At 71.3% G+C, this 23,545-nt stretch carries 20 protein-coding genes; 9 read left to right on the forward strand and 11 right to left on the reverse strand.

The window, feature by feature from the left end; all coding sequences use genetic code 11:
* The first annotated feature begins 232 nt into the window (after window positions 1-232).
* Complete coding sequence (locus tag HNR40_RS48680) at window positions 233-1,534, forward strand: lanthionine synthetase LanC family protein (protein ID WP_312896818.1); 1,302 nt, start codon at window positions 233-235, stop codon at window positions 1,532-1,534.
* Window positions 1,535-1,547: 13 nt separating this feature from the next.
* Window positions 1,548-2,498 carry a glutathione S-transferase C-terminal domain-containing protein gene (locus HNR40_RS48685; protein WP_184974220.1) on the forward strand — a complete coding sequence of 317 codons (951 nt, stop codon included), beginning with the start codon at window positions 1,548-1,550 and terminating at the stop codon, window positions 2,496-2,498.
* 173 nt (window positions 2,499-2,671) lie between these two features.
* Here HNR40_RS48685 and HNR40_RS48690 read toward each other — a convergent pair whose 3' ends face one another.
* Together HNR40_RS48690 and yczE are read right to left on the reverse strand one after the other, a co-directional pair.
* Window positions 2,672-4,426, reverse strand: a complete 1,755-nt coding sequence (locus HNR40_RS48690; RefSeq protein WP_184974222.1) for a glycoside hydrolase family 15 protein — start codon at window positions 4,424-4,426, stop codon at window positions 2,672-2,674.
* 83 nt (window positions 4,427-4,509) lie between these two features.
* Window positions 4,510-5,115 (reverse strand): membrane protein YczE, encoded by a 606-nt coding sequence (yczE, locus tag HNR40_RS48695; protein WP_246510740.1) that lies wholly within the window; start codon window positions 5,113-5,115, stop codon window positions 4,510-4,512.
* Between the two features lie 72 nt (window positions 5,116-5,187).
* On the opposite strand from yczE, the gene yczR reads away from it, so the two are divergent.
* On the forward strand, window positions 5,188-6,615 hold the full coding sequence (yczR, locus tag HNR40_RS48700; RefSeq protein ID WP_184974226.1) for a MocR-like transcription factor YczR: 1,428 nt from the start codon (window positions 5,188-5,190) through the stop codon (window positions 6,613-6,615).
* A gap of 124 nt (window positions 6,616-6,739) precedes the next feature.
* On the opposite strand, the gene HNR40_RS48705 is transcribed toward yczR, so the two are convergent.
* From HNR40_RS48705 to HNR40_RS48715, 3 genes are all read right to left on the reverse strand, one after another.
* Window positions 6,740-7,234: a hypothetical protein gene (locus tag HNR40_RS48705; protein WP_184974228.1), complete on the reverse strand. Its 495-nt coding sequence runs from the start codon at window positions 7,232-7,234 to the stop codon at window positions 6,740-6,742.
* Between the two features lie 126 nt (window positions 7,235-7,360).
* Window positions 7,361-8,419, reverse strand: coding sequence for a hypothetical protein (locus tag HNR40_RS48710; protein WP_184974230.1), 1,059 nt, complete (start codon window positions 8,417-8,419; stop codon window positions 7,361-7,363).
* 68 nt (window positions 8,420-8,487) lie between these two features.
* A complete protein-coding gene (locus tag HNR40_RS48715) occupies window positions 8,488-10,326 on the reverse strand; it encodes an AMP-dependent synthetase/ligase (RefSeq protein WP_184974232.1) in 1,839 nt (612 codons plus the stop codon).
* Window positions 10,327-10,477: 151 nt separating this feature from the next.
* Here HNR40_RS48715 and HNR40_RS48720 point away from each other — a divergent pair, with 151 nt between their 5' ends.
* Window positions 10,478-11,965: a peptide MFS transporter gene (locus HNR40_RS48720; protein WP_184974234.1), complete on the forward strand. Its 1,488-nt coding sequence runs from the start codon at window positions 10,478-10,480 to the stop codon at window positions 11,963-11,965.
* Between the two features lie 10 nt (window positions 11,966-11,975).
* Complete coding sequence (locus HNR40_RS48725; protein ID WP_184974236.1) at window positions 11,976-12,590, forward strand: trimeric intracellular cation channel family protein; 615 nt, start codon at window positions 11,976-11,978, stop codon at window positions 12,588-12,590.
* Here the strand turns inward: HNR40_RS48725 and HNR40_RS48730 are convergent.
* The 4 genes from HNR40_RS48730 to HNR40_RS48745 are packed head-to-tail and all read right to left on the reverse strand — an operon-like array spanning window position 12,587 to window position 16,563.
* On the reverse strand, window positions 12,587-13,393 hold the full coding sequence (locus HNR40_RS48730; RefSeq protein WP_184974239.1) for a carbohydrate ABC transporter permease: 807 nt from the start codon (window positions 13,391-13,393) through the stop codon (window positions 12,587-12,589). The genes HNR40_RS48725 and HNR40_RS48730 overlap by 4 nt on opposite strands.
* Window positions 13,390-14,373, reverse strand: coding sequence for a carbohydrate ABC transporter permease (locus tag HNR40_RS48735; protein WP_184974241.1), 984 nt, complete (start codon window positions 14,371-14,373; stop codon window positions 13,390-13,392). Before HNR40_RS48735 ends, HNR40_RS48730 begins: the two co-directional genes overlap by 4 nt.
* Window positions 14,374-14,377: 4 nt before the next feature.
* The gene (locus HNR40_RS48740) at window positions 14,378-15,601 is read right to left on the reverse strand and encodes a sugar ABC transporter substrate-binding protein (protein ID WP_184974243.1); all 1,224 of its coding nucleotides are present in this window, start codon (window positions 15,599-15,601) and stop codon (window positions 14,378-14,380) included.
* Window positions 15,598-16,563: a LacI family DNA-binding transcriptional regulator gene (locus tag HNR40_RS48745; RefSeq protein ID WP_184974245.1), complete on the reverse strand. Its 966-nt coding sequence runs from the start codon at window positions 16,561-16,563 to the stop codon at window positions 15,598-15,600. Before HNR40_RS48745 ends, HNR40_RS48740 begins: the two co-directional genes overlap by 4 nt.
* Window positions 16,564-16,652: 89 nt before the next feature.
* On the opposite strand from HNR40_RS48745, the gene HNR40_RS48750 reads away from it, so the two are divergent.
* A complete protein-coding gene (locus tag HNR40_RS48750) occupies window positions 16,653-18,680 on the forward strand; it encodes an amylo-alpha-1,6-glucosidase (protein ID WP_184974247.1) in 2,028 nt (675 codons plus the stop codon).
* A 62-nt stretch (window positions 18,681-18,742) separates the two neighbouring features.
* On the opposite strand, the gene HNR40_RS55760 is transcribed toward HNR40_RS48750, so the two are convergent.
* A complete protein-coding gene (locus HNR40_RS55760; RefSeq protein WP_312896819.1) occupies window positions 18,743-19,768 on the reverse strand; it encodes a VOC family protein in 1,026 nt (341 codons plus the stop codon).
* A gap of 45 nt (window positions 19,769-19,813) precedes the next feature.
* Complete coding sequence (locus tag HNR40_RS48760; protein ID WP_184974248.1) at window positions 19,814-20,599, reverse strand: isocitrate lyase/PEP mutase family protein; 786 nt, start codon at window positions 20,597-20,599, stop codon at window positions 19,814-19,816.
* 117 nt (window positions 20,600-20,716) lie between these two features.
* Here HNR40_RS48760 and HNR40_RS48765 point away from each other — a divergent pair, with 117 nt between their 5' ends.
* The 3 genes from HNR40_RS48765 to HNR40_RS48775 all read left to right on the forward strand — a co-directional run bounded on the left by HNR40_RS48765 (window position 20,717) and on the right by HNR40_RS48775 (window position 23,538).
* On the forward strand, window positions 20,717-21,328 hold the full coding sequence (locus HNR40_RS48765; RefSeq protein WP_184974250.1) for an alpha-ketoglutarate-dependent dioxygenase AlkB: 612 nt from the start codon (window positions 20,717-20,719) through the stop codon (window positions 21,326-21,328).
* Between the two features lie 85 nt (window positions 21,329-21,413).
* Window positions 21,414-22,601 (forward strand): RtcB family protein, encoded by a 1,188-nt coding sequence (locus tag HNR40_RS48770; RefSeq protein ID WP_184974252.1) that lies wholly within the window; start codon window positions 21,414-21,416, stop codon window positions 22,599-22,601.
* A gap of 31 nt (window positions 22,602-22,632) precedes the next feature.
* Window positions 22,633-23,538: a MarR family winged helix-turn-helix transcriptional regulator gene (locus HNR40_RS48775; RefSeq protein WP_184974254.1), complete on the forward strand. Its 906-nt coding sequence runs from the start codon at window positions 22,633-22,635 to the stop codon at window positions 23,536-23,538.
* The last annotated feature ends 7 nt before the right edge of the window (window positions 23,539-23,545 follow it).

Raw genomic sequence — 23,545 nt, forward strand, 5'->3', positions numbered from 1 at the left:
CCTGAGCGCGCCTAGGTCTGAGCTAGCCTCCATCTGAGCCCACCCCGGTCTGAGGTTGCCTCCGTCTGAGGTTTGCCGGGCCGTCGGAGCCAGCCTCCGTCTGAGCCAGCCTCCGTCTGAGGCTGCCACTGTCTGAGGGCGCCTCGCGCGGCTGAGGGGGTTCCGGCACTTCCGGGCCGGATGACTGGTCGATCCCTTAATTTCCTACCAAATGTGTGGGATAGTTGCGAGGGTGAGCCACGAGCGGACCACTCCTCTGAACGCGGCCATCCTGGCCGGACGCTGGATCAGGTCGGCGGGGACCGACCACGGGCAAGGGCGGCGCTGGCAGGCCAACCCGGACCATCGCGGCCGCGCGGCCGTGGGATCGGAACCGGCCTCGCTGTACGCGGGCGCCGCCGGCATCGTGCTGTTCTTCCTGGACATGGCCGCCGCCACCGGCCACGAGGCGTACCTGGAGGAAGCCCGCCAAGGCGCCCGATACCTGGCCGGCACCTGGCGGGAGCAGCAGGACCTCACGCTCTACCACGGCCTGGCCGGGACCGTCTTCGCGCTCACCGAGGCAGGATGGGTGCTGGGGGAGGAGCGGCTGGAAGACGAGGCGCGGGCCGCGGCCGGCCACATCGTCTCCAAGGCCCGTCCGCTGGCCGGAGGACTGGGCTGGTCGAACGACCCCGCCCAGCGGGGTGACGGCGGGATCGTGCTCGGGCTGCTGCGCGCCGCCGCCATGCTCGGCGTGCCCGCCTACGAGCAGGCGGCGCTGGAGGCGGGCGAGCGCATCGCGGCGCTGGCGGTGCCTGGGCACCAGTTCGGGGACTGCCCGGGCATCCCGAGCGACGCGGTCACGCCCGGCTTCTACAGCGGTACGGCCGGCACCGCCTTCCTCCTGGCCCGCCTGTACGGCGTCACCGGCGACGAGCGTTTCCTGGAGGCGGCCAGGCGGGGATCGGGGTTCGTCAAGTCGGTGGCGGTGGTGACGGGCCACGCGGCGTACGTGCCGCACCACGTGCCCCACGGGCGCGGGCTGCACTATCTCGGCTACTGCTCCGGCTCGGCGGGCGTGGCCCGCATGTTCTACGAGCTCTACCGCGTGGCCGGCGATCCGGGCGACCTGGACTGGACCGAGCGCCTGGCCGCCGGGATCATCGCCAGCGGCGTGCCGTACCAGCAGACCAACGGCTACTGGAACTCCGCCTGCCAGTGCTGCGGGACGGCCGGGCTGGTGGAGCTGTTCGTGGGGTTGTGGGCGGCGACGGGCCGCGAGCCGTACCGGGAGTACGCGCGCACGCTGGCCGAGCACCTGATCGGCAGGGCGACCGGGCACGACGGGCGGGGGCACCGGTGGTACCAGGCATATCGGCGGCTGCGGCCGGGCGAGGTGAGCGCGGACACCGGCTACATGGTCGGGGCGGCGGGCATCGGGGCGGCGCTGCTGCATCTGGACGCGGCCGAGCAGGAGGGCGAGACCCGCCGGGTCATCCTGACGCCCGACAATCCGTTCCCGGCGATACCGTCCCCGGCTTTCTTGCATTGACAGAGGAGCTCCGATGACCGTCTTCGCCCCGCCCGCCGACCTGGCCGCCTACGGTCCCTACGGCCCCGGGCGGCTGCACACCTCGCCGGAGTGGAACCGCCCGATCTATCCCTTCCAGGGCCGCGTCGGCACCGACCAGTTCCCGGCGGCGTCGGGCCGCTATCACCTGTACGCCGCGCACCTGTGCCCGTGGGCGCAGCGCGCGACGATCGTGCGCACGCTGGCCGGGCTGGAGCACGTGGTCGGCCTGAGCTACGTCGACGACGTGCGCGACGGCCGTGGCTGGGCCTTCCGCGAGCGCCGCGGCCCCGACCCGGTGAACGGCTTCGCCTTCCTTGAGCAGGCGTACGAGGCCACCGAGCCCGGATACGCCGGGCACATCTCGGTGCCGGTGCTGTGGGACCGGGTGGCCGGCAGGATCGTCAGCAACCACTACCCGGACATCACGCTCGACCTGGCCACCCGCTTCGCGCGCTGGTCGGACTCCCCGGAGCGGCTGTACCCGAGCGAGCTGCGGGCCCGCATCGACGCGCGCAACGACGAGATCTTCCACCAGGTCAACCGCGGCGTCTCCCTGGTGGGCCAGGCGCGTACCCAGGAGGCGTACGACGACCTGCGCCATCGCGTGGTCGCCGCCCTGGAGCGCCTGGACGCGCACCTGGCCGGGCACCGCTACCTGATCGGCGAGCAGCTCACCGAGACCGACGTCCGGCTGTGGGTGACGCTGGCCCGTTTCGACCTCGGCTACAACCCGGCCAACCGGATCAGCGAGCGCCCCCTGTCCGGCTACCCGCACCTGTGGGCCTACGCCCGCGACCTCTACCAGCGCCCGGCCTTCCGCGACACCACCGACTTCACCACGTTCGGCCACCGCCCGCCCGAGGACAACCCGGACGTCAAACGCATCGACGTCGCCCCCGGCACGGCCGACTGGGACGAGCCCCACCACCGGGGCCCGGCGTGAGCCCGCGCCCGCCGCCCATCCCCGCGCCGGCCCGCAGGTCGAGCGCGGGCCTCATGATCCGGTACGGCCGCGCCGCCGCGGCGGCCGTGCCGTTAGCTCGGCGGCGGGACAGGCCACGGCGGCGCGGGCCAGGGCGGGACGGGCCAGGGCGGGACGGGCCGCGGTGGGACGGGTCACGACAGGGCGCGGGCGGCGTGGACCAGGGGCACGTGGCTGAAGGCCTGCGGGAAGTTGCCGACGAGCCGGGCGTAGCGGGGGTCGTACTCCTCGGCCAGCAGCCCGAGGTCGTTGCGCAGCCCGAGCAGGCGGCCGAACAGCTCTTCGGCCTCCTGCTTGCGGCCCTGCAGCGCCATGACCTCGACCAGCCAGAAGCTGCAGGCCAGGAAGGCGCCTTCGGCTCCGGCCAGGCCGTCGACGTCGTTGTCGGCGGCCACCGGGTAGCGCAGGACGAACCCGTCGGACAGCAGTTCCTTCTCGATGGCGGCCACGGTGCCGGTCACCCGCGGGTCGTCGATGGGCAGGAAGCCGACGAGCGGCATGAGCAGCAGCGCGGCGTCCAGCTCGGTCGAGCCGTAGGACTGGGTGAAGGTGTTGCGCACGGGGTCGTAGCCCTTGTCGCAGATCTCCGCGTGGATCGTGTCGCGTAGCCGCTGCCAGCGTTCGAGCGGGCCGACGCGGCCGAACTCCTCGCAGTAGCGGACGGCGCGGTCCAGGGCGACCCAGCACATGATCTTGGAGTGGGTGAAGTGGCGGCGCGGGCCGCGTACCTCCCACAGGCCCTCGTCCGGCTCGTCCCAGTGTTCCTCGACGTAGGCCAGGAGTTCGCGCTGGATGGCCCAGGCCCGGTCGTCGGCGCCCAGGCCCATCTTCCTGGCGACGAACAGGCAGTTCATCACCTCGCCGTAGACGTCGAGCTGGAGCTGGTTGACGGCGCCGTTGCCGATGCGCACCGGGCGGGAGTCCTCGTAGCCGTCCAGCCAGGTGAGCTCCAGCTCGGGCAGGCGGCGCTCGCCGGCCACGCCGTACATGATCTGGAGGTCCTGCGGGCGGCCGGCGATCGCGCGCAGCAGCCACGCGCGCCACGCGCCCGCCTCCTCGATGTAGCCCGAACTGATCATGGCCTCGAGGGCGAGGGTGGCGTCGCGCAGCCAGCAGAAGCGGTAGTCCCAGTTGCGCACGCCGCCGATGTCCTCGGGCAGCGACGTGGTGGGGGCGGCGACGATGCCGCCGGTGGGGGCGTAGGTGAGCGCCTTCAGCGTGATCAGTGAGCGGACGACGGCCTCGCGGTGCGGGCCCTCGTGGGCGCACCTGGCCACCCATTCCGTCCACATGGCCTCGGTCTCGTTGAGCTGGCCCTCGGCGGAGATCTGGGGCGGCATCGGCTCGTGCGAGGGGTGCCAGGTGAACACGAACGGCAGCCGCTGGCCCTCGCGGACGGTGAACGTGGCCCGGTGGGCGTAGTCACCGCCCTTGAGCGGGACGGGGGAGTGCAGCCAGACCGAGTCGGGCCCGCCGATAGCCTGCAGGTGGCCGTCGCTGCGGCGCACCCACGGCACGATGCGGCCGTAGTCGAAGCGGACGCGCAGGTGGGTGGACATCTCGACCTCGCCGGAGACGCCCTCGACGATACGGACGACGTCGGGGTTCTTGTCACGCGGCGGCATGAAGTCGATCACGCGGACGGTGCCTGTGGGCGTGTCCCACTCGCTTTCCAGGATGAGCGTGTCGGGGCGGTAGCGGCGTCTGGTCGCCGGGTGCCTGCCGGTGGGGCCGAGCCACCAGTGCCCGTTGCGGTCGCCGCCGAGCAAGGCCGAGAAGCACGACGGTGAGTCGAACCTCGGTAGGCACAGCCAGTCGATGGAGCCGTCTCTGCCCACCAGGGCCGCCGACTGCATGTCCCCGATCATCGCGTAGTCCTCGATCCGCATGGGACCGACGCTACCCGCCTGCGGGGTGGTCCCGTGGAAGCTATCGATCATGTCGCGTCATGTCCGTCAGCTTCCACGGGAGGTCAGGGTGTCTCTGTCGTCAGGGGGAACCAGCGGGTGAACAGCTGCGTGAGCGGGCCGATGGCCAGGGCGAAGACGAGGGTGCCGAGGCCTAGCGTGCCGCCGAGCAGCCAGCCGACGCCCAGCGCGGTGATCTCGATGAGGAAGCGGCCGAGCCGTACCGACAGGCCGAGGCGCATGAGGCCGGTCATGATGCCGTCGCGCGGGCCCGGGCCCATGCCCGCGCTGATGTAGAGCGCGGTGGCAAGGGCGATGGCGACGACGGCGATCAGCAGGTACGTCCAGCTGAGCGCCCAGTGGCCCGGGGTGGGCAGCAGCCAGATCGCGGCGTCGGCGAACAGGCCGAGGAAGACGACGTTGCTGATCGTGCCGATGCCGGGCTTCTGCTTCAGCGGGATCCACAGCAGCATCACCAGCGCGCCGACGGCAATGATGATCGTGCCGATGGTCAGGCCCGTCCTGAGTGCCACGCCTTGGTGGAAGACGTCCCACGGGCTGTTGCCCACGCCGGACTCGACCTGGAGGCCGATGCCGAGGCCGTACAGGGCCAGGCCGCCGTAGAGGCGCAGGAGACGGATCGGAAGGGAACCCACGGCTGGGACGGACATTTCGCTCATAGTGGTCTTATGGTGGCAGGGGTTTAGGTTGCATCAAAAGGGCCAATCGTGAAAAGTGGCCTTATGAGGTTCTTGAGTGCGGCGCAGGTCGCGAGGCTCGTCGCGGTGCCGCGGGACGCCCGGCCCTACTACCGCGCGCTGGCCGGGGCGGTGCGGGCGCGCATCCAGGACGGCCAGATCCCGGTCCGCGTGCGCATGCCAGCCGAGCGCCACCTGGCCGAGCAGCTCCGCGTCAGCCGCACCACCGTGACCTCCGCCTACGACCTGCTGCGCGAGCAGGGCTACCTCGACAGCCGCCAGGGCTCGGGGAGCTGGACGGAGCTGCCCGACCCGGCCACCACCGTCGACAACCCGTGGCTGTCCACCGGCGACGACGGGCTGCTGCAACTGCACTGCGCCGCCCCCGCCGCCTCCTCGCACCTGCGCGAGGCCATGCTGGAGGCGGTCGACGACGTGGCCCGCTACGGCATGGGCAACGGCTACGACCCGATGGGCCTGGCCGTGCTGCGCGAGCGCATCGCCGCCCACTACGGCGCGCGCGGCCTGGCCACCCGGCCCGAGCAGATCCTCGTCACCACCGGCTCCCAGCACGCCATCCAGCTCGTCATGGGACTGCTCGTCAGCTCGGGCGACACCGTGCTCGTCGAGTCGCCCACCTATCCGCACGCCATCGACGCCGCCCGCCAGCGCGGCGCCAGGATCGCGCCGGTCGGCATCACCCACGCGGGCTGGCAGGCCGACCTGGTAGCGGGCGCGATGCGGCAGTCGGCTGCCAGGCTCGCCTACCTGATGCCCGACTTCCAGAACCCCACCGGGGCGCTCATGGACGACGCCACCCGGGCGGCGGTAGTGGGGGCTGCCCGCCGTACCGACACCATGCTGCTCATCGACGAGACCTGGGCGGAGCTCGCGATGGAGGAGGTGCCGGGCACCGCGCCGATGGCCGCCTTCGACACCGACAGCCGCGTGATCACGATCGGATCGGCGTCCAAGCTGTGGTGGGGCGGGCTGCGTATCGGCTGGATCCGCAGCACCGAGGCGCTCACCCGCCGCCTGGCCCTGCACCGCGCGGCCGTCGACATCGCCAGCCCGGTGATGGAGCAGCTGATCGTGGCGCGGCTGTTCGATCGGATGGAGGAGACGCGGGCCGAGCGCCGCCGCACGTTGCGCGCCTCGCGTGACGCGCTCGTCGCCGCGGTGCGCGAGCACCTGCCCGAGTGGAGCTTCACCGTCCCGCGCGGCGGCGGCACCCTGTGGATACGGCTGCCGCGCGGCAACGCCATCGCCTTCGCCGAGGCCGCCGCCACCCATGGGCTACGGCTGGCGCCGGGCCCCTGGTTCGGCCTGGAGGGCACCCTGGAGTCGTACGTCCGGCTGCCGTTCACGCAGCCTCCGGCGGTGCTGGCCGAGGCGGCCCGCATGCTCGCGGCCGCCGACGCCCGCGGCCCGGTCGGCCCCCGCCCGGCCGAGACGCTCGTCCCGATGGTCTGAGTCCTGGCGCGTGACCGACGAAACGATTACTGGCGCGTGACCGACGAAACGATTACTGGCGTGCGGACAGCGAAACGCCCGGCCCCTCGGGACAGGAGGGCCGGGCGTTCCGCTTGCGCTGTGACTAGTGGCGAATGACCTTCACCCAGTCGGTCGCGGCCGAGCCCTCGAGGTACCTGCTGCCCTCGAAGACCGCCTTCCACGTGCCGGAGGCCCAGGCGCGGGCGTCGGTCTGGAAGTAGCCGCCCTGGTCCGTGCGGACCGTGTCGACGTAGTGCCAGCGGCCGGAGTAGTTCGGCTTGAAGAGGATCGTGATCCGCTTGCCGCCGAGCCAGTACCAGCTGCCCTCACGGCAGTGGTCGGCGTTGAACACCTGCACGTAGCCGTTGATGTAGTCATCGTCGCACTGCACCGAGAGCTTGCCCTCAAGGGTCAGCCTCGAGCCCTTCCAGACCGGCTCCGGGTTGGCGTCGAACGACAGGCGGGTGTTGCCGCCGTCGCCGTAGTCGCCGGTGTCGAAGCCCAGGCCGGGAGGTTCGGCCATGGCGGGAGTGGCGGTCGCCAGCACGGCGGTGCCGAGCGCGGCAGCAGCTGCCGCGGCCGCGAGACGTCGCATCATCTAAAAACTTCCTTCCCCGTCGAGACGTGCTCCGGGACAGAACGCGTCTACGCCAATGACGCGCAAAGGCAGGGAAAGGTTGCCTCAAGAACGATCACGATTCGGCAACGACCGTTAAGGCGGAGGTCAAGGACGATCTCCGATTTGTTCGACTGAGGAGAGTTCCGCGGCGTAGTGACCGGTTCCAGGGAAGCGGGCCCGCCACTGTCCCTTCGGGGAGCCCAGCACGGTCTTGCCGAACTTGCCCAGCTCCGTGGTGGTCGCCACGGCCTCCTGCTTCCATGGCGCGTCGTCGTCGCGGCGGTGGAGGATCTCCATGCGCTGGTTGCCGAACGGCGAGTAGTCGGTGAAGCCCATCGGGTCCACCCGGGTCAGCACGCCGCGCAGCCGCACGGCCTTCGTGCCGGGCACCTTGGTGGCCTGCACCGAGGTGAGGCGGGTCTCCTTGCGCAGCTTGAACGTCTTGTAGGCGGTCACGCTCCGGCCGTCGGGGCTCGTCGCCGTGGCGGCGATCGTCCAGGTGCCCGACGGGTAGTAGCGGGTGAGGCCCTTCTCGGGCAGGAAGCGCCAGGTCTGCCAGCCGTCGCCGCGGCGCATCGGCCGGCCCTGCTCCTCGTGCCACTGCGGCGCCTGCCCGGGTACGGCCAGCCCGGGTGCGGGCAGCGGCGCGGGAGCCAGCGGTGCGGGCGGCAGCGGCGCCGGCAGCGGCGGGACCTGGGAGGGCGCGACCGACGGCAGCACGGACGGCGCCACGGACGGCAGGGCCGACGGAACAGCAGACGGGGCCACCGACGGCAGCGCCGACGGCACCGCGGACGGCGCGACAGAGGGCAGAGCGGACGGGACGGCGGACGGCGCGACGGACGGGACAGCGGACGGAACGGCGGTGGGCGTGGGCAGCGGGGGCGTGGGCAGCGGCGGCGGGTCCACCGGGTCGACCGGAGGCGCGGGCGCCCCGTCCGGTGGCGCGCCCGGGTCCACCTTGACAGTGACCCCTTCGCGGCCGTCCACCCCCTGGGCGACGACCTCGATGATGAGGCGGACCGATCCGGTGGGCCCGACCACCGGATCGGCCGGACGTATCGTGATCTCTCTGATGGCGGGCTCGCTCGCCGCATTGGCCACCGGCACGGGTACCGCGAGGGCCCCCGCCGCGAGCGAAGCCAGAAGGACTCTACTGGTCATGATCAAGACGGTAGGAACCATCCGGTAATGGCCAGGGGTAGGACACACGCCCCCAACGGCAAAAGCCGTCAGTCTACGTAAAGCCCCTCGATGACGTCGGCGTACTTGGCGTGGATGACCCGCCGCTTCAGCTTCAGGCTCGGTGTGAGCTCCGCCGTCTCGGCCGTCCACTCGCTGCCGATCAGGGCCCAGCGCTTGACCTGCTGCACCCGTGCCAGCTTGGCGTTGGCCGCCTCCACGGCCAGTTCGACCTCCTTGAGGACCTCGCCGTTCTGGGCCAGTTCGGCCAGGGAGGAGAAGGTGATCCCGCGGGCCTGCGCCCAGCCGGGCGCGAGCTCGGCGTCGAGCGTGAGGACCGCCACCGGGTGCGGGCGGCCGTCGCCGTAGGCGAGCGCCTGGCCGATGAGCGGGTGCTCCTTCAGGTGGCTCTCGATGTTGGCGGGCGAGATGTTCTCGCCGCCGGCGGTGATGATGAGCTCCTTCTTGCGGTCCACGACGCGTACGAAGCCGTCCTCGTCGATCGAGCCGATGTCGCCGGTGTGCAGCCAGCCGTCTTCGTCGATCAGGGCGGCGCTCTCGTCGGGCCGGTTCAGGTAGCCGCCGGTGTTGAGCGGACTGCGGGTGAGGATCTCGCCGTCCTCGGCGATGCGGATCTCGACGCCCGGCTCGGCCCTGCCGACGGTGCCGAGCTTGTAGTCGGCCGGGCTGTTGCCGGTGAAGGCGCCGGTCGTCTCCGTCATGCCGTACACGTCGATGACCTTCAGCCCGAGTCCGGCGAAGAAGCGCTGCACCTCGCCGGGCAGTGGCGCGGCGCCGGTCGCGGTCCACTGGGCCTGGTCGAAGCCGATCATCGCGCGGACCACCGACAGCAGCGCCTTGTCGGCCTGGTCGTAGGCGGCCTGGATCTCCGGGGTGATCGTGCCGCCGTGCTGGCCCGCCTCGACGTAGGCGACGCCGGCCGCCATGGCCTGCCGTACCTGCTGCTGCTGTTGTTCGGGCTGGGTGGCGAGGACGGCCTGCAGGCGCGCCATCATCTTCTCCCACACGCGCGGCACGCCGAAGAACATCATCGGCCGGACCTGCCCCAGCGTGGCGCCGAGGTTGGCCAGGTCGGTGCAGAAGTAGACGTGCGAGACCTTCATCAGCGGCAGGTAGAGGCTGAGGACGCGCTCGGCGATGTGCGCATAAGTCAGGTAGCTGATCTGCGTGCCCTGGACGGGCAGCGTGGTGAGGCGGTCGGTGGAGGCCACCTCGTAGAAGACGTTGCGGTGGGTGAGCGGCACCCCCTTGGGCATGCCGGTGGTGCCCGAGGTGTAGAGGACGGTGACGGTGTCGTCGGCGCCGACGGCCTGCCAGCGGGCGTCCACGGCGGCGCGGTCGGCGGCCAGCGCGCGCTCGCCCAGCGCCAGGAAGTCCGCCCACGGCAGGAAACGGTCGTCGCCTTCGGGCGCGCCGTCCAGCACGATGATCCGCCGCAGCTCCGTGAGCTGGTCCAGCACCGGCATCCAGCGGTCCACGTCGGCGGGGCCGCCCAGCACGACGTAGCGGGCGCCGACGTCGGCGGCCACGAAGGCGATCTGCTCGGCGGCGAACGTCGAGTAGATAGTGCAGCCCACGCCGCCGGCGTGCACCGCCCCGAGGTCGGCGAGCACGTGCTCGCCCCGGTTGACCATCATCAGCGCCACGGCCTCGCCGGGCTCCAGCCCGAGCTCCGCGAACGCCGCCGCGATCGTCAGCACCCGCTCGCGCGCCTCGGCGTAGGTGAGCGTGCGCCAGCCCTCGCCCTCGGGATCGGAATAGGCGGGGGAGTCGGGATGATCGGCGGCGACCTGCCTCAGCTGCTCGCACACGGTACGGCCGGCGATCTGCGACTCGATCTCGGCCCGTACCTCAAGGACTTCGGCCATGCGCCCGCCTCCCAGTCAGTATTCACTTGCACGAGTGGGATGCATCGCACCACACGCCGGGGGCAGCGGCAAGACCCTGTGGGACAGCTTCATCAGGCCGGTCACGTAGAGTGTTGGATCACATGCACAACGTGTCGTTCGGGGGGCGCGCATGAGCAGCAGCGGCAGGACGTTCTTCGGCCATCCCTGGGGTCTGGCCACGCTCTTCGGCACCGAGATGTGGGAACGTTTCAGCTGGTACGGCCTGCGCGCCATCCTGGCCACCTTCCTGGCCGCCTCCCCGGCGACCGGCGGCCTCGGCCTGACCGAGGAGACCGCCCAAGCCGTCGTCGGCGTCTACGGCGCGCTCATCTACCTCGTCGCATTGCCCGGCGGCTGGGTCGCCGACCGCATCCTGGGCGCCCGCAGGTCGGTGTTCTGGGGCGGCTTCATCATCATGCTGGGCCACATCAGCATGGCCATCCCGGTCCAGGGCCCCGTCTTCATCGCGGTCGGCCTGCTGCTCATCATCACCGGCACCGGCCTGCTCAAGCCCAACATCTCGGTGATGGTCGGCAAGCTCTACCCCGAGGGCGACGACGGCCGCCGCGACTCCGGCTTCTCGCTGTTCTACCTGGGCATCAACCTCGGCGCCTTCTTCGCCCCGCTGGTCGTGGGCTGGCTGGCCGCCGACGACCGCTGGCACCTGGGCTTCGGCGCGGCGGCGGTCGGCATGGCGCTCGGCCTGGTGCAATACACCATCGGCCGCAAGCAGCTGCGCGGCGTCGGCGACCGGCCCGGCGAGCCGCTGACCCCGGCCGAGCGCACCAAGGTCCTGCGGCTGACGCTGGTCAGCGTCGTCGTCGTGCTGGCCGTCCTGGCCGTCTGGATCGCCAGCGGCACCTTCGACCTCGACCGCTTCACGCTGGTCGTGACCGTCGTCATCCTGGCCGTGCCGATCGTCTACTTCCTCTACGTGCTGCGCGGCCCCCACGAGCTGACCGCCGACGAACGCTCCAAGATGAAGGCCTACATCTGGTTGTTCATCGCCGCGGCCATCTTCTGGATGATCTACGACCTGGCGCCGAGCAAGCTGCTGTTCTTCGCCCAGAACAACACCGACCTCAGCCTGCTGGGCGTGCCAATCCAGGCGGCCACCACGCAGTCGTTCAACCCGCTGTTCATCATGATCTTCGTACCGGTGTTCGCGGCGCTCTGGCTCAAGCTCGGCAACCGGGTCAGCACGCCGCAGAAGTTCGCGTTCGCGCTGATCATGGTCGGCCTGAGCTTCGTCGTCATGGCGCTGGCCGCCAAACTCGCCGAGAGCGGCAAGGTCAGCGTGTGGTGGCTGGTGCTCGTCTACCTCATCCAGGTTTTCGGCGAGCTGGCGCTGAGCCCGGTCGGGCTTTCGGTCACGACCAAGCTCGCGCCCGCGGCCTTCAAGGGCCAGATGCTCGGCGTGTGGTTCATCGCCGTCTCGGTCGGCGACGCCGTGGGCGGCCAGACCGGCAGGCTGAGCAGCGTCATGTCCGACACCACGTACTACCTGGTCCTCGCCGCGATGGCGATCGTCGCGGGGGTGGCGCTGTTCATGTTCGTGCGCAAGCTGAGGGAGATGATGGCCGAGCACGACACGCCGACGATGCCCCCGATCCGGTAAAACTTCCACCGTGTCCGAAATTCTCGACCTGGCCGGAATCTTTGTCTTCGCCCTCACCGGGGCGCTCATGGGCGTGCGCAAACGGCTGGACGTGGTCGGGATGGCGGTGCTCGCCTCGATGACCGCGCTGGGCGGAGGCATCGTCCGCGACCTCATCCTCAACGTACGGCCCGCCGCCTTCCAGAGCCTCGGCTACGTCCTGGTGCCGCTCGTCGCCACGGTCATCGTCGCCTTCTGGCATCCGCACGTGGCCAGGGTGATGCCCGCCATCATGATCCTCGACGCGGCGGGCCTCGGGCTGTTCTGCGCGGTCGGCACCGAGAAGGCCCTCGAATACGGCCTGAACCCCCTGCACGCGACCCTGCTCGGCGTGACCACGGCGGTCGGCGGCGGCATGCTGCGCGACCTGCTGGCCGGCGAGATCCCGACCTTGTTGTACGACCGCCAGCTCTACGCCGTGCCCGCGATGGTCGGCTCCGCCGTGATGGCCGCCCTCTACGTCTACGACCTGCACGGCTGGCCCGCGACGCTGGCGGCAGCCGTGATCGCCTTCGTCCTGCGCATCGCCGCCATGAGGTACGGCTGGCGCGCACCCCTGGCCCGCGGCGTCCGCCCCGACGGCTAACCCTTCTCGGCCCCCTGGTTCTGGTCGCGGACGAAGTGGCGCTGGAAGACGACGAAGATGACGGCGACCGGGATCGTCGCCAGCAGCGCGGCGGCGAGCTTGAGCGGGAACTGGGTGCCGACGCCGAGCGAGCCGCTGACCAGGTCGGCCAGCCCGCGCGGCAGCGTGAACAGCGACGGGTTCTGCACGGCGACCAGCGTGTGCGGGAACTCGTTCCACGCGCTCTGGAACGACAGGATCGTCAGCGTGATCAGCGCGGGCCGCGACATCGGCAGGACCACGGACCAGAAGACGCGGAAGGTCCCCGCGCCGTCCATGCGGGCCGCCTCCTCGACGCTGCGCGGCACGGATTCGAAGAATTGCTTCATCACGAACACCCCGGCGGCGTCGGCGATGATCGGCAGGATCAGGGCGAGGTAGGAGTCGTACATCCCCAGCTGGTTCAAGACCAGAAATTTCGGGATAAACAGCACGACGCCCGGCACCGCCATCACCGCGATGATCGCCGCGAACAGCCCGCGCCGCCCCCGGAACCGCAGCCTCGCCAGCGCGTACCCGGCCATCGAGTCCAGCAGCACCCGCCCCAGCGTGAGCACCACGGTGACCAGCAGCGAGTTCGCCAGCCAGACCGGCATGCCCGTGCCGAAGAACACCCGCTCGAACGCCGACAGCGTGGCCGGGTCGGGGATGGGCGAGAGCGGGTGCGCGGTGGCGTCGGGACCGGTCTTGAACGAGTTGGCGATCTGGATGACGAACGGGTAGACGAAGGCGATCGAGAAGACGATCAGGATGACGCGCCTCATGCCTTGCGCTCCCTCATGATCCAGCGCTGGAGCAGCGTCAGGAGGACGATGATCAGGAAGAGCACGAACGAGATCGCCGTGCCCGCGCCGTAGTCGAAGTCGCGGAAGGCCGTCCGGTACGACAGGAACGCGGGCGTCAGCGTGGTCTTGGCGGGATCGCCCTGGCTCATCACGTAGATCTGGTCGAACACCTGCCAGGTGCCGATCAGCCCGAGCGTCAGCACGAGGAACATCGTCGGCTTCAGCAGCGGCAGCGTCACCTTGCGGAAGCGCTGCGCGCGCGAGGCCCCGTCGATCATGGCCGCCTCGTCGAGCGTGCGCGGGATGTTCTGCAGCGCCGCGAGGAACATGAGCATGAACGTGCCCGACGTCGTCCACACCACCAGCGCGATGATCGCGCACATCGCCACGCTCGGCCCCGACAGCCACTCCCACCAGCTCAGGCCCAGCATGCCGTGCCCGGTGAGCGCGGCCGGCGGGTCGCCGATGAGCAGGTGGATAACCCCGCGCGGGTCGGTGAACCACTGCGGCCCGTCCGCCCCCAGGAACGCCAGGACCTGGTTGACCGCCCCGGAGTTGCTGAAGATGAACAGGAACACCACGCTGATCGCCACCGAGCTGGTCACCGAGGGGAAGTAGAACGCGGTGCGGAAGAACGTCTTGCGCTTGTTCACCGCCAGCGCGAGGCCCAGCGCCAGCGCCGTCTGCAGCGGCACGACCACGGCGACGTAGTAGATGTTGTTGCGGATGCTGGTCATGAAGTTCTCGCGGGCCAGGCCGTCCTCGGTGAACAGCCGCGCGTAGTTCTCCCCGCCCACGTACGGCACGCCCGCCCGGAACGGGCTGCCCTGCCCGTTCCACCCGGTCAGGCTCACCCAGAGCGCCATGAGGATCGGCAGCAGCATGAACAGCCCGAGGATCGCCACCACCGGCGCCACGAACAGCCACCCCGCGAGATTCTCCCTGGTACGGCTGCGCATGACGTCAGCCGAGCGCGCTTTCGGTGTTCTTCTGGAGCCTGGCCAGGATCGCCTTGGGATCCTGGGTGGCGAGCTGCTGCAGCGAGGTGTCGTAGTCCTGCAGGACGCTGTCCATCTTGGGCACGGTCACCGGCCCCTGCGCGTACTCGGCGCCGTTGACGAACGCGCCGTCGCCGGGGAACTCCTTGAGGTAGGCGTCCTTGGCCGACTGCCGTGAGGGCATGACGCCGAAGGCCTTGGCGAAGACCATCTGCTGCTCGGCCTTGGTCATCGCCTCCACGAACGAGATCGCCGCCGCCTTGTTCTTCGACTTGGCGGCGATGCCCCAGCAGTTGGTGAACGACAGCGTGCCCTTGCCCTTGGGCCCGGCGGGCAGCTCGTGCGCCGAGTAGGCGACGCCGGGGTAGTCGGCCCGCATCGCGCCCTTGATCCAGTTGCCCTCGATCGTCATCGCGGCCCTGCCCTTGCCGAACGCCTCGCCGCCCCACTCGGCGTCGAGCGCCTTGGCGAACTGGGCCCGCTTGTCCGCCATCAGGCCCTTGACGTACTCCAGCGCGGCCAGGTTCTCCGGGGTGTCGCCGGTGGCCTGCTTGCCGTCCTTGCTGGTGATCCACCCGCCGGACTGCACCATGAAGACGCCGAGCCGGTCGCGGGTGTCGCTGAACGTCAGCGGCGCCACGCCCTTGATCTTCTTGGTGACGGCGGTGAGCTCTTCCCAGGTGGTGGGGATGTCATCGGCGGTGAGCCCGTTCTTCTTCCACAGCTCGTCGTTGACGACCAGGGCGAGCGTGGAGAAGTCCTTGGGCGCGCAGTAGAACCTGCCGTCGTAGGTGAAGGTCTCGCGCAGGCTCGGGTAGAAGTCCTGGGCGTCGGAGATCTTGTCGCCGTAGGGCTCCAGGGCGCCCACGCCGGCGTAGTCGCCGAAGCGGGCGGCGTCGACGTAGAAGACGTCCGGCGGATTGCTGCCCGCGAACGCCTGGCCGAGCTGCTGGTGGATGTCCTGCGCCGGGGTGACGGCGGCGGTGTTGCCGCTGGCCTTGGCCCAGGACTCGGCCGCCTGCTTGACCGCGTTCGTCTCGGCGTCGCCGGAGGAGGCCATGAGGACCTGGAGCGCGGCCGGGCCGCTGCTCTGCTGCGCGGGCGCCGCCTGCTGGTCGTCGAAGCCACTGCCGCAGGCCGTGGCCGACAGGAGTACGGCTGCCGCCGCGGGGATCGCGAGGCGTTTCATGAGCGGGGTTCCTTTCGGATGACCAGGGAGGGGGTGAGCAGCACGTGCGCCGCGGCCGGCCGGCCGGACAGGCGGCCGGTGAGCAGGTCGACGCAGTGCGCGGCCGCCTCGGCGAGTGGCTGGCCGAGGCTGGTGAGGCCGACGGCGGCGGCGACCGGGGTGTCGTCGAAGCCGACCACGGCCGGCAGGACCTGAAGGGCGCCGAGCGCCACGGAGTCGCTGACGCAGACCAGGGCGGTCGCGCCGCGCCCGGTCAGCTCCCGCGCCGCCGCCTGGCCCTGGGCGCTGGAGCCGTCGGTCTCCAGCGTGAGGCCGGCGTCGAGCCCTTCGGCGGCCAGCGTCCTGGACCAGCCGGCCTTCCGGTCGTCGCCGACGCCCGAGCCCGCCTCCCAGCCGATGAAGCCGATCCGGCGGTGGCCCTCGCCGAGCAGGTGGCGGGTGGCGGACTCGGTCCCGGCGGCGCCGTCCACGTCCACCCAGGGGTGGCCGGCCGCCGGCGCGCCCCACGGCCGGCCGAAGGTGACGAACGGCAGGTCGCGCTCGGCCAGCCAGGAGGCACGCGGGTCGCCGTGGTGGGTGCTGGTCAGCACGAACCCGTCGGGCTCGAACTCGCCCAGCAGCTGATCGATCGTGGCGATCTCGGCGCGGTCGTCGCCGGCGGCGTAGAGCAGCACGCGGTAGCCGGATCTGGCCGCCGACTCGGTGAGGCCGTGCAGGAAACGGTCGAAGACGTTCATGCCATCCTGCGTCGTCTCGATCCGCACGGCCAGCAGCCGCGAGCGTCCGGTCCGCATCTGCCGGGCCGCCGCGCTCACCCGGTAGCCGAGGGTCTCCACGGCGGCGAGCACCCGCTGCCGTGTCCCCTCCTTGACCACTTCGGGGGAGTTGAGCACGTTCGACACCGTCTGGCGGGACACGTTGGCATGACGGGCCACGTCGGCGATCGTCACCTTTTCCGCCATTTACGACCTTTCTAAGGGTTTGATCGATCTAAAAGCTGTGTGACAGGATTAGATCGTTCAAGTAAACGGAGTGTCAAGGGGTCATCACCGTGCACGACCACCGCCTGCAACCGCTACTGCACGACCTCGTCAGCACCGTCCTGGCCCCGACGAGCGCGCTCAGCGGGGCGGACGGCCAGATCCGGCCCGCCGGAGTGCAGGGGCTCTTCCACGCCGACGCCCGCGTGCTCTCGCGGGTCACGCTGGAGATCGACGGGCGCGAACCGGAGCCGATCGGCCACGCCGTACCGGCCTCCGGGCTCGCCCGCTTCGTCTCCCTGGCCCGATGGCTGGGCGACCGCGAAGCCGACCCCACCGTGCGGGTCGAGCGCGTGCGCCGGGTCACGCCGGGCGCGATGGCCGAGGAGATCACGATCGCCTCCACGGCGTCCGTCCCCTTCACCTGTACGGTCACCGTCACCTTGGCCAGCGACTTCGCTCCCATCGAGGTGGTGAAGTCGGGCGGCGGCGCCGTACCCCTGAAACCCGAGACCAACGGCGGCGAACTGCTCTGGCGCGCCGGCGACGCCCACGTCACCGTCACCTCTGCGGACGGCGAGCGGACCGAGGCGGGACCGCGGTGGGAGGTGACGCTCGCGCCCGGCGAGCGGCGCACGCTGCGGTGGAACGCCGCCGTCACCGACCCGCGAGCGGTCGTGGCCGCCCCGGCGGGCCCGCGCGAGTGGAGCAGGCCGGAGATCGAGGCCGACGACGCCCGGCTGGTACGGCTGGCCCGCCAGTCGCTCGACGACCTGGAGTCGCTGCGGCTCACCGTGACCGGGGCGCCCGGCGAGACGTTCCTGGGCGCGGGCGTGCCGTGGTTCCTGACGCTGTTCGGCAGGGACAGCATCTGGGCCGCGCGCATGATGCTGCCCCTGGGCACCTCCCTGGCGGCGGGCACGCTGCGCGTCCTGGCCCGCCTCCAGGGAGCCAAGACCGACCCCGCCACCGGCGAGGCGCCCGGCAAGATCATGCACGAGCTGCGCAGGCACGCGTTCGTCCTCGACAGCGGACTGCGCCTGCCGCCCACCTACTACGGCACCATCGACGCCACCCCGCTCTGGATCGCCCTGCTGCACGACGCCTGGCGCTGGGGCCTGCCGGAGGCCGAGGTGGCCGACCTGCTGCCCGCCCTGGAGGCCGCGCTCGGCTGGCTGGCCGACGACGGTGACGCCGACGGCGACGGGTTCCTGGAGTACCTGGACAGCGGTGGCCGCGGCCTGGCCAACCAGGGATGGAAGGACTCCGGCGACGCCGTCCGCTTCCGCGACGGCGCGCGGGCCGAGCCGCCGATCGCCCTCGCCGAGGTCCAGGGGTACGCGCACGAGGCGGCCCTGGCCGGGGCGGCGCTGCTGGAGGCGTTCGGACGGCCCGGCGCCGAGCGGTGGCGGGACTACGCCGGGCGGCTGGCCGGGCGGTTCCGCGAGCGGTTCTGGGTGGAGGGCGGCTATCCTGCGCTCGCCCTCGACCGCGACAAGCGCCCGGTCGACGCGTTGACCAGCAACATCGGGCACCTCCTCGGCACCGGCATCCTGACGCCCGGCGAAGAGCTGCGGATCGCGCGGACGCTTGCCGATCCCGCCATGTCGGGTGGGTTCGGCCTGCGTACGATGTCGGCGGCGGACGGGGGGTTCAGTCCGTTGTCCTACCACTGCGGCTCCATCTGGACGCATGACACCGCTATCGTCATCGCCGGTCTGGCCCGGGGCGGTCATGGGGCGCTCGCCGCGCATCTGGCCGAGGGGCTGCTGGCCGCCGCGGAGACCTTTGACTACCGGCTGCCCGAGTTGCACGCCGGGGACGAGCGCTCGCTGATGGGGCGGGCGGTGCCGTACCCGGCCGCCTGCCGCCCGCAGGCCTGGTCGGCGGCGTCCGCCCTGGCGATCGTCCATGCCGCGGTCGGGCTTTATCCGGATGTGCCGGGTGGGCGGGTGCTGGTCCGGCCGGGGGCGCCGTTGGGGGCGCTGGCCGTACGGGGGCTCCGGGTGGCCGGGGCCCCTGTGGACGTGACCGTCGACCGCTCGGGCACGGCCCAGGTCACGGGCCTGCCCTCGGGGCTGCGGGTGGAGGGGCCCTAGTTGGCGCTTTGGCTCTCCTGGTGGTGCTTTAGTCCTCCTTGCGCGATCCTCCTGGCGGTGCCTTAGCCCTGCTGGCGGAAGATGATCGCGGTGCCCAGCGCGGCCTCGGCGGGCACGAAGATCTCGCCGGATCCGGTCTTGCCGATGGGGACGCCGTTGCCGCTCAGGAACCGCTCGGTGGCGGCGAGGTCGCGTACCGACACCGCGTAGGCGACGAACGCCGGGAGAGCCGGTGGGCGCTCGCCGGGCAGCAGCCCGGGGAGCGCCGAAGCGGGCACGATCCTGACACCCGCCCAGCCGTCGTAACGACGCCGCACCGAGCCCACCTCCTGGTCCGCTTCCTGGCCGCCTTCCCGGTCGCCTCCCGGGTCCGCTCCCTGATCGCCTTCCTGGTCGCCTTCCAAGTCTGCTCCCTGGGCGCCGCCCTGGCCGCCTCCCTGGCTGGCTGCCTGGTCGGCTTCACGGTCGCCTTCTTGGTCGGCTTCTTGGTCGGTTTCTTCGTCGGGGACGCACAGGACGCACTCCACCAGCCCGATCGCGCCGTTGGCATGCTCGACGGGCAGGGCGGCGGAGTCAGGGGTGTTCTCGGCGAACCCGATCCTGCCCTCCGGCAGCGGCCCGGAGATCTCCAGGTAGCGGGCGGGCTCCATCGCGGTGCCCGTGGCGGTCTCGACCGGGCGCTGGATGGCGTGCACCCCACCGTGCCCGACACCGTCGGCGGTCAGCCGCGCGGCGACCGCGTCCAGGTCGGAGGTGTCGGCGATCACGATGTGCAACCCCTCGAACCGCTCCAGGAAACCGGCGATGGCCGCGGACGTGGCGCGGATGGCCGCCACCAGGGCGGGCAGCCTGTCCTCCGGCACCCGCAGCGGGATCGGCCGCGCCTCACCGGGCACGCCGTCGAGCACCGCCACCAGCTCCACGAACCCGTCGCCGAGGTAGACGTGCGCGTTCGCCACCCCGAACGGCTGCTCGACACCGGGCAGCACGGGATAGGCGGGCGGCGCCACCGTGAACCCGAGCCGCCGGTAAAGCCGCGCCGCCCCCTCCATGTCGCCGACGACATGCCCCACGTGATGCAGACCCACGGCACACCTCCTTTAGGAGCCAACTCCTAAATGAGAGTACACCGTCTATTTGTAGAGAGCATTCATCTTGTCGTACGGCAGGCCGTCCCCGGTGGCGTCGTACCCGCCCTTCTCCAGCAGTTCCGTGGCCGCCCTCGCGGCCAGCGCGTACGCGGCCTGCGCGATCGCCGAGCCCAGGCTCACCCGCACCACCCCGGCCGAGGCGAACTCCGGCACCCCCGGCGCCCCCGCCCACGCCATCACCGCGACCGGCAGCGGCCCGGCCGACAGCTCGGCGAGCGCCGCCAGATCGACCAGCCCGGGGACGAACAGGCTGTCGGCCCCGGCCGCCGCATAGGCCTCCGCGCGCCGCTTCACCTCGTCGAGCTGCCCGCTGCCCGCGAGATAGACGTCCGTCCGCGCGTTGATCCACACCGGCACGCCCAGCCGGTCGGCGGCGGCACGGGCGGCGGCCAGCCGTCCGGCCTGCTCGGCGGGGTCGAGCATCCCGCTGGCCAGGCGGTCCTCGATGTTCACCCCGACCGCCCCGGCCTGCACGACGGCGGTCACGGTCGCCTCGACCGAGTCGTACCCGGCCTCGATGTCGGCCGACACCGGCACCTCGACCGCCGCCACGATCCGCTCGACCACCGCGGCCACCCGGTCGGCGCCCAGGTCCGCGCCGTCGGCGAACCCGAGCGACCAGGCCACCCCGGCGCTCGTCGTCGCGATGGCCCGGGCCCCCGCCGCGGCGATCGCCACGGCCGAGCCCACGTCCCAGGCGTTGGGCAGCAGCAGCGGATCGCCCGGACGGTGCAGGGCGGCGAAGATCTCAGCCTTGGAACTCGTCATGAGGCCGACAGTACGCGGGAGGCGTGGCCGCTCACCGGCCGGATTCGGACATCATCCCCCGGGGGATGGCCGAATATGACCGGAGAGGCCGGCCGCGCGTGCCGTACACCATGAGGCATGGACCAGCTCGACCTCTTCGCGCAGCAGGCGCCGAGCCTCGACCGCGCGTTCGCGACCGCCCGCCGCGTCCGGCTGGACGAGACCTCCTGGGTGGAGCACGTGCCCGCCTGGCTGACCGGCAGCGACCAGTTGCTGCGGGCGCTCATCGCGGGCGCGGCGTGGGAGCAGCGGCTGCGGCGCATCGCCGACCGCATGATGGTGGAGCCCCGGCTGACCGCCGAGTACCCCGACCTCGCCGACGCCCCCCACGAGCTCCTGCGTACGGCCGCCGCCGTCCTGTCGGCCCATTACGGCGTGCCGTACGACGGCCTGTGGATCAACTTCTACCGCGACCACCACGACAGCACCGGCTGGCACGGCGACTGGGCCACGTGCCGGCGCGAACTCTGCGTGGTCCCGGTCCTGAGCCTGGGCGCGACCAGGCGCTTCCTCCTGAAGCCGCGCACCGGAGGACGCAGCGTCGCGCTGACCCCCGCCGCCGGCGACCTGATCGTGATGGGCGGCCGCTGCCAGCGCGACTGGCGGCACAGCGTCCCCAAGCAGACCACCCCGTCCGGCCCCCGCGTCAGCGTGAACTTCTCCAGCCGCCTCCAGTTTCAGCGCTCCTAGGAGGCGTTAAATGGGTTGCCCGGGGTGGTGTCCTTCTGGCGTCATTGATCACGTTCGGGATGTGCCCGGGAGGAGGCGATACGAGATGACGTACAACGAGGTGACCGGCACCCGTCGGCCGATCAGGATGTGGGCGGAGCCCGAGTCCGTCGACCCGCAGGCCATGCAGCAGCTGCGCAACGTGGCGAACCTGGAGTGGGTCCACGGTGTCGCCGTCATGCCGGACGTGCACCACGGCAAGGGCGCGACGGTGGGCTCGGTCGTCGCGATGAAGGACGCCGTCTCCCCGGCCGCGGTCGGGGTGGACATCGGCTGCGGGATGACCGCGGTCAAGACGTCCTACAAGAGCTCGCAGCTGCCCGACAACCTGGCGTACCTGCGCGGGAAGCTGGAGCGGGCGGTGCCCGTCGGCTTCGGCCACCACAAGCTGCCGGTCGACCCGGACAAGGTCCGGGGGCTGAAGACGTCCGGGTGGGAGGCCTTCTGGAAGGGCTTCGACGAGCTCGCGACGCAGGTGCGCGCCCGCAGGGAGCGCGCCGAGGTGCAGATGGGCACGCTCGGCGGCGGCAACCACTTCCTGGAGGTCTGCGCGGACGACGAGCAGTACGTCTGGGTGGTGCTGCACTCCGGCTCGCGCAACATCGGCAAGGAACTGGCCGAGCACCACATCGGCGTCGCCCGCGGCCTGTCGCACAACCAGGGCCTGGTCGACCGCGACCTGGCGGTCTTCCTCGGCAGCACGCCGGAGATGGACGCCTACCGCCGTGACCTGTTCTGGGCCCAGGACTACGCCCGCCGCAACCGCGCGGTCATGATGGGCCTGGTCTGCGACGTCCTCTCCCGCCACCTGCCGGACATCACCTACGACCAGCCCATCTCCTGCCACCACAACTACGTGGCCGAGGAGAGGTACGACGGGGTGGACGTGCTGGTCACCCGCAAGGGCGCGATCCGGGCGGGCAGCGGAGACCTGGGCATCATCCCCGGTTCGATGGCCACGGGCACCTACATCGTGAAGGGGCTCGGGAACGCGGCGGCGTTCAACTCGGCCTCGCACGGCGCGGGGCGCAAGATGAGCCGGACCAAGGCGAAGAAGACCTTCACCGTGAAGGACCTTCAGGAGCAGACGTTCGGGGTGGAGTGCCGCAAGGACGCGGGCATCGTGGACGAGATCCCGGGGGCCTACAAGGACCTGGAGGCGGTCATGGCGGCCCAGACCGACCTGGTGCAGGTGGTCGCGCACCTGCGTCAGCTCATCTGCGTCAAGGGGTGACGATCCGAAATTCTCTGACTAAAGTCAGAGAATGGATGGGATGCTCGTCGAGCGCGTGCGGCGCTTCAACCGCACCGTCACCCAGCGCGTCGGCGCCCTGGAGGACGCCTTCCTCACCAGAGGGCGTCCGCTCGGGCAGGCCAGGGTGCTGTGGGAGATCGGGGCGGCGGGCAGTGAGGTACGCCTGCTGCGCGCCCGCCTCGACCTCGACTCCGGATACCTGAGCCGGATCCTGCGCGCCCTGGAGAGCGACGGGCTGGTGGTCGTCGAGAGCGACGCGGGCGACGCGCGGGTACGCCGGGCCCGGCTCACCGAGCGGGGGCGAGCCGAGCGGGCCGAGCTCGACCGGCGCTCCGACGAGCAGGCCGAGTCGATCCTGCGGCCGCTCGACCACGGCCAGCGCACGCGGCTCGTCGCCGCCATGACCGAGGTCGAACGGCTGCTGATCGCCTCCATGGTCGAGGTGGCCGTGACCGACCCGCGCCACCCCGACGCCCGCCACAGCCTGGGCGAGTACTTCGCCGAACTGGGCAGGCGCTTCCCCGAGGGGTTCGATCCCGCCCGCGGGATCGCGGCGGGGGAGCGGGAGCTCACGCTGCCCAGGGGGCTGATCCTGGTGGCCACGCTCCACGCCGATCCGGTCGGCTGCGGGGCGCTGAAGTTCCATGGCGACAGCGCGCACCTCAAGCGGATGTGGGTGGCGCCGGCCGTACGCGGGCTGGGGCTGGGACGGAGGCTGCTGGCCGAGCTGGAGGCGCGCGCGGCCGAGCACGGCGCGGCGACGGTCCGGCTGGAGACGCACGCCGCCCTCGCCGAGGCCAAGCGGCTCTACCAGACGGCCGGATACACCGAGGTGAGCCGCTTCAACGAGGAGCCCTATGCCCACCATTGGTTTGAGAAGACCCTGAACGCCGATGCGCCGGCGGACGTGCCGTAGGGTGTGC

The organism is Nonomuraea endophytica (assembly GCF_014203235.1).
Taxonomy (GTDB): domain Bacteria; phylum Actinomycetota; class Actinomycetes; order Streptosporangiales; family Streptosporangiaceae; genus Nonomuraea; species Nonomuraea endophytica.

Coding starts and splice junctions, on each gene's coding strand:
- HNR40_RS48685 (WP_184974220.1), top strand. CDS start 1,548: ATGACCGTCTTCGCCCCGCCCGCCGACCTGGCCGCCTACGGTCCCTAC.
- HNR40_RS48690 (WP_184974222.1), bottom strand. CDS start 4,426: ATGCGGATCGAGGACTACGCGATGATCGGGGACATGCAGTCGGCGGCC.
- yczE (WP_246510740.1), bottom strand. CDS start 5,115: ATGTCCGTCCCAGCCGTGGGTTCCCTTCCGATCCGTCTCCTGCGCCTC.
- yczR (WP_184974226.1), top strand. CDS start 5,188: ATGAGGTTCTTGAGTGCGGCGCAGGTCGCGAGGCTCGTCGCGGTGCCG.
- HNR40_RS48705 (WP_184974228.1), bottom strand. CDS start 7,234: ATGATGCGACGTCTCGCGGCCGCGGCAGCTGCTGCCGCGCTCGGCACC.
- HNR40_RS48710 (WP_184974230.1), bottom strand. CDS start 8,419: ATGACCAGTAGAGTCCTTCTGGCTTCGCTCGCGGCGGGGGCCCTCGCG.
- HNR40_RS48715 (WP_184974232.1), bottom strand. CDS start 10,326: ATGGCCGAAGTCCTTGAGGTACGGGCCGAGATCGAGTCGCAGATCGCC.
- HNR40_RS48720 (WP_184974234.1), top strand. CDS start 10,478: ATGAGCAGCAGCGGCAGGACGTTCTTCGGCCATCCCTGGGGTCTGGCC.
- HNR40_RS48730 (WP_184974239.1), bottom strand. CDS start 13,393: ATGAGGCGCGTCATCCTGATCGTCTTCTCGATCGCCTTCGTCTACCCG.
- HNR40_RS48735 (WP_184974241.1), bottom strand. CDS start 14,373: ATGCGCAGCCGTACCAGGGAGAATCTCGCGGGGTGGCTGTTCGTGGCG.
- HNR40_RS48740 (WP_184974243.1), bottom strand. CDS start 15,601: ATGAAACGCCTCGCGATCCCCGCGGCGGCAGCCGTACTCCTGTCGGCC.
- HNR40_RS48745 (WP_184974245.1), bottom strand. CDS start 16,563: ATGGCGGAAAAGGTGACGATCGCCGACGTGGCCCGTCATGCCAACGTG.
- HNR40_RS48760 (WP_184974248.1), bottom strand. CDS start 20,599: ATGACGAGTTCCAAGGCTGAGATCTTCGCCGCCCTGCACCGTCCGGGC.
- HNR40_RS48765 (WP_184974250.1), top strand. CDS start 20,717: ATGGACCAGCTCGACCTCTTCGCGCAGCAGGCGCCGAGCCTCGACCGC.
- HNR40_RS48770 (WP_184974252.1), top strand. CDS start 21,414: ATGACGTACAACGAGGTGACCGGCACCCGTCGGCCGATCAGGATGTGG.
- HNR40_RS48775 (WP_184974254.1), top strand. CDS start 22,633: ATGGATGGGATGCTCGTCGAGCGCGTGCGGCGCTTCAACCGCACCGTC.